Here is a 6,092-nt window from a genome sequence, read left to right as displayed (position 1 = left end):
GCCGCGCGCGAGGAGGCGCGGGGGCGCCTCGACGGCGAGCGCGGCGCGCGGCGCGCCGAGCTCGACTCCGCCGAGCTCGCCCGCCACGCCGCCACCGAGCGGCGGCGCCGCGCGGAAGAACGGATGACGGAGATCGAAACCGCGCTCGACGCCGCGCGGCGGGATCTCGCGGCGGCGGCGGCGGAGCGGGCGCAGGCCCGAAACGACCGGCACGAGATCGACCTCGCGCTGGAGCGGATCGCCGCGGCCCGGGGACGCCTGGCGGAAACCGCCGGCCGGCTCGAGGCGGCCGTCGCCGTGCTCGACGGGGAGATCTCCGTTTCCGAGTCCGACGAGCGCGAGAGATCCGAATCGGCGCGCGCCGCCGGCGACGCCTTCGACCGCACCGAGGGTCGGCTCCGGGATACCGGCGCCGCGGTCGCCGCGCTGGAGGAGGAGCGGGGGCGCGCCCGGGAAGAGCTCGCCGCGCTCGAGCAGCGCGCCGAAGCCCTGGAGCACGCGCGCGAGGACCGGGAGCGCCGGGCGGAGCGCGCCGCGCAGGCCCTGGAGCGCCGCGGCGTTCCTTCCCGCGGCGTCGTCGCGTCGCGGCTCGTCGCCCGGGCGGGATGGGAGGGCGTGATCGACCGCCTCGCGTCGGAAGAGCTCGCCGCCATTCTCGTTTCCGGCTCGCCCGACGAAGCCGCGAGGATGCTCCGCGAGGAGTCCGCCGGGGGTTCGGTCCTCGGCGAAGGGTGGGATGCGCCGGCGGGCGCCGCCGGCTGGGAGAGCGTGCTCGAGAACTTCGGCGAGCTCTCCCCCGCCATCCGCTCCGCGCTCCCCCCGGTCGTCTTCGTGGAGACCGCCGCGGAGGCGGGCGACGGCGCGCGCCGGAATCCGGGGGCGACGTTCGCCGCGCGTTCGGGCGAGATCGTGCGCGGCGCCCTCTGGCGCGTCCCGTCGCCGCGGCCCGAACAGGCGGGGCTTCTCTCGCTCCACCGGGAGATCGAGGAGATCCGGCGGAGCCGCGAGGTCCGCGAAGCCGCCCTCGTCTCCTGCGAAGGGAACCTCGGGCGCGAGCGGGAGATCCGCGCCGCGCTCGAGTCGGAGTCGGCGGCTCTCGCCGACGCGCGGCGGGCGGCGGAATCGGCGCTCGCGGCTCACTCCGCGCGCCTGGCCGAGCGGCGGGCCGACCGCGACCGCAAGGCGCAGGAACGGGAGACTCTCCGCGCCGAGGACGAGATGCTCGCCGCCGATTCGGCGGAGCTCGCCGGACGGCGGTCCGAAACGGCGGCCCGCGAGAAGGCTCTCGAGGAGAGCGAGGCGGCGATCCGCGTCCGGATCGAGAGCGCGACCTCGGAGCTCGCGGAGTCGCGGCCCGAAGTCGCGGCGGCGCGGGAAGCCGAAGCCGCCGCGCGGGAGACGCTCGAGGGCGCCCGCGAGCGTCTCGCCTCGGTCGAGCGCGAAAGCCTCGCGCTCGCGACCCACGAGGAGGTGGCCCGCCGCAAGCGCAGCGAATGGGATCGCGAGTCCGAGGCGCTGGGCGAGCGGCAGGAAACCGCCCGCCGGGAGGCGGAGCAGGCGCGCGCGCGGCGCGACGTCAACGTCCTCGCCCGGGAAGCCGCGGCCCGCGCCGCGGAATCGGCGTCCATCGAGGCGGAACGCCTCTCGGTCACGGCGGCGGACGCCGAAGACGCCGTTCGCCGCGTTCGCGCGATCTTCGACGACGCCCGGCAGAAGCGGTTCGACGCCGAGATCCTCGCGTCCCGCGTCGCGTCGGACCTCCAGCACGCCGTCGATTCGACGGCACGCGAGTTCGGGGTTTCCCCGCAAGAGCTTCCGCCCGACCCGGGAATCGACGCGGACGCCCGGACGACGCTCGATCGCGAAGCCGCCGAGCTCGCGGACCAGATCGAAAAGATGGGACCCGTCAACGTCCTCGCGTTCGAGGAGTATCGGGAACAGGCGGAGCGCCTCTCGTTCCTGACGACCCAGAAGGCGGACCTCGAAACCTCGATCGCGTCCCTCCTCGAGACCATCCGCAAGATCAACGCGACGTCTTCCGAGCGCTTCGCCGAGGCGTTCGCGGCGATCAACGCGCATTTCTCGGAGCTCTTCCAGCGACTCTTCCGCGGCGGCTCCGCCCAGATGCGGCTCCTCGACGAGAACGACCTCCTCGACTCCGGGATCGAGATCACCGCCCAGCCTCCCGGGAAGCGCAACCAGTCGATCCTGCTGCTCTCCGGCGGCGAGAAGGCGATGACCGCGATCGCGCTCCTGATGGGGATCTTCAAGTACAAGCCCTCCCCGTTCTGCATCCTCGACGAGGTCGACGCGCCGCTGGACGACGCGAACATCGACCGGTTCGCCCAGCTCATCCGGGAGATGAGCGAGGAGACGCAGTTCATCGCGATCACGCACAACAAGCGCACGATGGAAGGCGCCGACGCCCTCTACGGCGTGACGATGGAAGAGGCGGGCTGCTCGAAGATCGTGTCGGTCAAGTTCGACTGAGGTCGGCGCGCGGTGGTGCCGCTCGGCGGCGGCTCCAGAGCGCCGAGTCGAAGCGGCGAGCCGCTTAACTCGGCGCCCGGAACCCTCGCTCGGTCGGGGCATCGAACGAATGGCCACGGGTTCCTGCTCGGATTGCCTCCATCGGAACCCGCCGCTATAATCGCCGCTCTTTCACGGCGGGCCGATGTAGCTCAGCTGGTAGAGCAGCGGTTTCGTAAACCGCAGGTCACCGGTTCAAGTCCGGTCATCGGCTCCAATCCTCTTCGACGGCTGCGCACGCGTCCGGCCGCGAACCTGTTTCGACGCCGCTCGTAAAGGAAAGCGACACCGGAGCACACCGGAGGCCGCTTGGAGGAAACGAAAGGGAGCGAAAGCTCCGAACGAGGCGAGAGGCGGTCCGCCGGCCGGGCCGGCCGGGTTTCGTTGCTCATTCTTGCCGGAGCCTGGCTCGTTTCCCTCGTCGTCCTGGCGGCCGCCGGACGGCCCGTCGAGGAGCCGATATCCCTGCTCGTCGTCTTCGGGGGGGCGCTCCCCGGTGTCGCGCTCCTCATCTGCCGCGGCATGCCGCCGATCCGCCCTTCTCGCGCGATCACCGGAGAACGGGCTCTCATCGTCGGTCTCGGGCTCTTCATCACGATCTTTCTCGCGGTCAAGGGTCCGATCCTCGCCGCGCTCCTGGGAGCCTCGCCCGACCCGCGGGTCCACGAGGTCGTGAACACGCTGATCAAGCTCGCGGCATTCGTCGGGGTCCCGCTCGCCGCTTACTCTCTGCGGGGGAAGTCTCCCCGCCGACTCGGTTTGACGCGGCCCGCGAGCAACACGGCGCCGAGGAGCCTGGTTGCGTTCGGCATCATCGGGGCTTTTTTCCTGGCCATTCAGCTCCTCTTCGGACGCGGCGCGCGGCCCCTCCTCGACGGTTCGCTCGCGCACCGTCACTGGGTCCTCGGGCTCGTCCTCTGCTTCTTCTGGATGTCGGTCGAGGCGGGGGTCGTGGAAGAGGTCTTCTTCCGCGTGATCCTCCAGTCGCGACTGGCCGCCGTGACCCGGTCCCAGGCGGCGGGGGTCTTCCTCTCCGCGCTCGTCTTCGGCCTCGCCCACGCGCCCGGGCTATGGCTTCGAGGGGCGGGGGCGATCGAGGGACTCGGCGCTGCTCCGTCTCCCCTCGTTTCGATCGCCTACAGCGTCACGACGATGGGACTGGCGGGAATCGTCTTCGGTGTTCTCTGGGCCCGCACCGGAAACTGGCCGCTCCTCGTCGCCCTGCATGGCCTCGGCGACGCACTTCCGAACGCGCCCGCATTCATCGCGACCTGGAAACTGTGAATCGTCCCGGTCTCTTCAGCGCAGGTTCCTCCGAAAGCGGTCGGGAACCCTCACGCCATGCCGACGCCAGGAAAGACGCCCATCGCGATCGGTCGTTTCCGGGCATTCGCGCTTTCCCGAAGAGGGCTCGGTGCCGCTCTCGACCTGTCCGGGTCCGGTCGTCGCCTTCTCCCCCGCCGTGCGGCGCGGCCGCCCTCTCGATGGGACGCCGGGACAGCGGGAGGCGACCAAGTCCGGAGATCGGCGGAACTTACCGCCGGGCATCGCTCTTGCACTGCTTCCGGGACGGGATCCCGGACCGGACACAACGAATCGCCGAAAGGCGGGAAGGAGTCGCGATGCTTTGGACCATCTTCGTCATTCTGCTCATCCTGTGGCTGCTCGGAATGGTGACTTCGTACACGCTCGGCGGATTCATCCACATCCTGCTCGTGATCGCCGTGGTCATCCTGGTCATTCGGCTGATCTCCGGCCGACGCGTCGTCTGACGGCGGTCTCCCGCTCCGACGAAGGTCCCGCGGGCGCGCGCCCGCGGGATTTTTTTGTATTGTGGCGCGGAAAGAGAGAAACCGTGGCAGCGCGGCGACCGGCGTCGGACTCGGGGAGCCCTACCCTTCGATGCCGTATTCCTTCAGCTTCGTGTTCAGATTCTTCAGCGGGACCTTCAGGATGCTCGCCGCCTTCTTCTTGTCCCCCTTCGCGAACTCCAGCGTCCTGCTGAGCAGCTGCCGCTCCGCGTCGGCGAGCGACTCCCCGAGCTTGACCTGCACGAAGGACGATGAAGCGGCGGGCGCGGCCGCGGCCGGCGCCTTGAGCGTCGGGTGTCCGAGGACCGAATGGACCGCGGACGCGCTGATCACGGGCGGGTTCGACAGCACGTAAGCGCGATGGATCACGTTGCGCAGCTCGCGGACGTTTCCGGGCCACGAGTGATCGTTCAACGCGGCGATCGCCTCCGGCTCGATTTCCCGGAATCCCGCCTTCTCGCGCTCCTCGATCCGTTCGAGGAAGTGCTGGGCGAGCGGCGGAATGTCCTCCTTCCGCTCGCGGAGCGGCGGGAGGACGAGCGGGAAGACGTTCAGCCGGTAGTAGAAGTCCTCGCGGAGCTTGCCGCTCTTGATCGCTTCCTGGAGATCGCGATTCGTGCTCGAGAGGATCCGGGTGTTCACCTTCAGCTCCTCGTTGCCGCCGACGCGGCGGAACGTGCGCGTCTCGAGGACGCGGAGGAGCTTGATCTGCAGGTCGGCCGACATCTCGGTGACCTCGTCGAAGAAGAGCGTCCCCCCGTTGGCGAGCTCGAAATAGCCCTGCCGCCGCTTGTCGGCGCCGGTGAACGACCCGCGCTCGTGGCCGAAGAGCTCGCTCTCGATCAGCGAGGGCGAGATCGCGCCGCAGTTGATCGCGACGAACGGCTTCGTGCGGCGGCGCGAGAGCTCGTGGATCGTCGCCGCGGCGACTTCCTTGCCGGTGCCGCTCTCCCCGATGATCATGACCGGAGCGTCCGACTTCGCGACGCGCGAAATCACTCCGAAGATCTCCTGCATCGCTTCGGACTTTCCGACCATCTGGCCGAACCGACCGCTCCGAGCGAGCTGCGAGCGGAGATCGTCGACCTCGCGCTCGAGATCCATCTTCTCCGAGAGGCGCTCGAGGACGACGGAGATCTGCGCGGGCTTGAGCGGTTTCAGCAGGTAGTCGGCCGCGCCCGCCTTCATCGCCTCGACCGCGGTGTCGATCGAGCCGTGGCCGGTGAGGACGACGAACTCCCGAGCGGGATCCTGCGCGCGCATTTCGCGGATGAGCTCGAGCCCGTCCCCGTCCGGAAGCATCAGGTCGACGATGCAGAGGTTGGGCGAAAAATCTCCCAGCATCGCCCGGGCTTTCTCGAGGGATCCGACGCTCTTCGTGTCGGGATGCGCTTCGATCAGGAGCTGCTCGAGTCCGCGCCGCGTCGCGGCGTCGTCCTCGACGATGAGAATCTTCATGCGCTCTCCGGGAGAAAGCGCAGCGTCGCCCGGACGTTCGGGCCCGCCTGCGCGAGCGTGAGATCGGCGCCGTTGCTCTGCGCGAGCCTTCGCGCCCGAAGGAGCCCGAAACCGCGGCCGGCGCTCTCCGTCCCCTTGGCGGCCCCGAAGAGATGCTCCGGATCCCCGTCCGGGAGCTTTCCCGGCGACTCGCACGACAGGACCGGCGCGGGCCCGTCCACCCCCGCCGACCAGCGGACGGTGCCGGGCGCGGTCCCGTGCTGGAACGCATTGGCGGTGAGCTCCGAAACGACC

5 protein-coding genes and 1 tRNA gene are annotated in these 6,092 nt (G+C 70.1%); 4 read left to right on the top strand and 2 right to left on the bottom strand.

Features of this window, described 5'->3' with window-relative positions; genetic code table 11:
- From VFS34_14160 to VFS34_14145, 4 genes are all read left to right on the top strand, one after another.
- A partial coding sequence (locus VFS34_14160; GenBank protein ID HET9795593.1) for a hypothetical protein occupies positions 1 to 2,490 on the top strand: 2,490 nt, incomplete at its 5' end.
- 180 nt (positions 2,491 to 2,670) lie between these two features.
- Positions 2,671 to 2,746: transfer RNA gene (locus tag VFS34_14155), tRNA-Thr, on the top strand.
- A 167-nt stretch (positions 2,747 to 2,913) separates the two neighbouring features.
- A complete protein-coding gene (locus VFS34_14150; protein ID HET9795592.1) occupies positions 2,914 to 3,813 on the top strand; it encodes a CPBP family intramembrane glutamic endopeptidase in 900 nt (299 codons plus the stop codon).
- A gap of 338 nt (positions 3,814 to 4,151) precedes the next feature.
- The gene (locus VFS34_14145) at positions 4,152 to 4,301 is read left to right on the top strand and encodes a lmo0937 family membrane protein (protein ID HET9795591.1); all 150 of its coding nucleotides are present in this window, start codon (positions 4,152 to 4,154) and stop codon (positions 4,299 to 4,301) included.
- A gap of 120 nt (positions 4,302 to 4,421) precedes the next feature.
- Here the strand turns inward: VFS34_14145 and VFS34_14140 are convergent, their stop codons facing one another.
- Complete coding sequence (locus VFS34_14140) at positions 4,422 to 5,798, bottom strand: sigma-54 dependent transcriptional regulator (protein ID HET9795590.1); 1,377 nt, start codon at positions 5,796 to 5,798, stop codon at positions 4,422 to 4,424.
- A partial coding sequence (locus VFS34_14135) for an ATP-binding protein (protein ID HET9795589.1) occupies positions 5,795 to 6,092 on the bottom strand: 298 nt, incomplete at its 5' end. The genes VFS34_14140 and VFS34_14135, both read right to left, overlap by 4 nt.

The organism is Thermoanaerobaculia bacterium (genome assembly GCA_035717485.1).
GTDB lineage: Bacteria > Acidobacteriota > Thermoanaerobaculia > UBA5066 > DATFVB01 > DATFVB01.
Note: the sequence above shows the minus strand (reverse complement) of the source record. Positions and strands in the feature narration are given on the sequence as shown.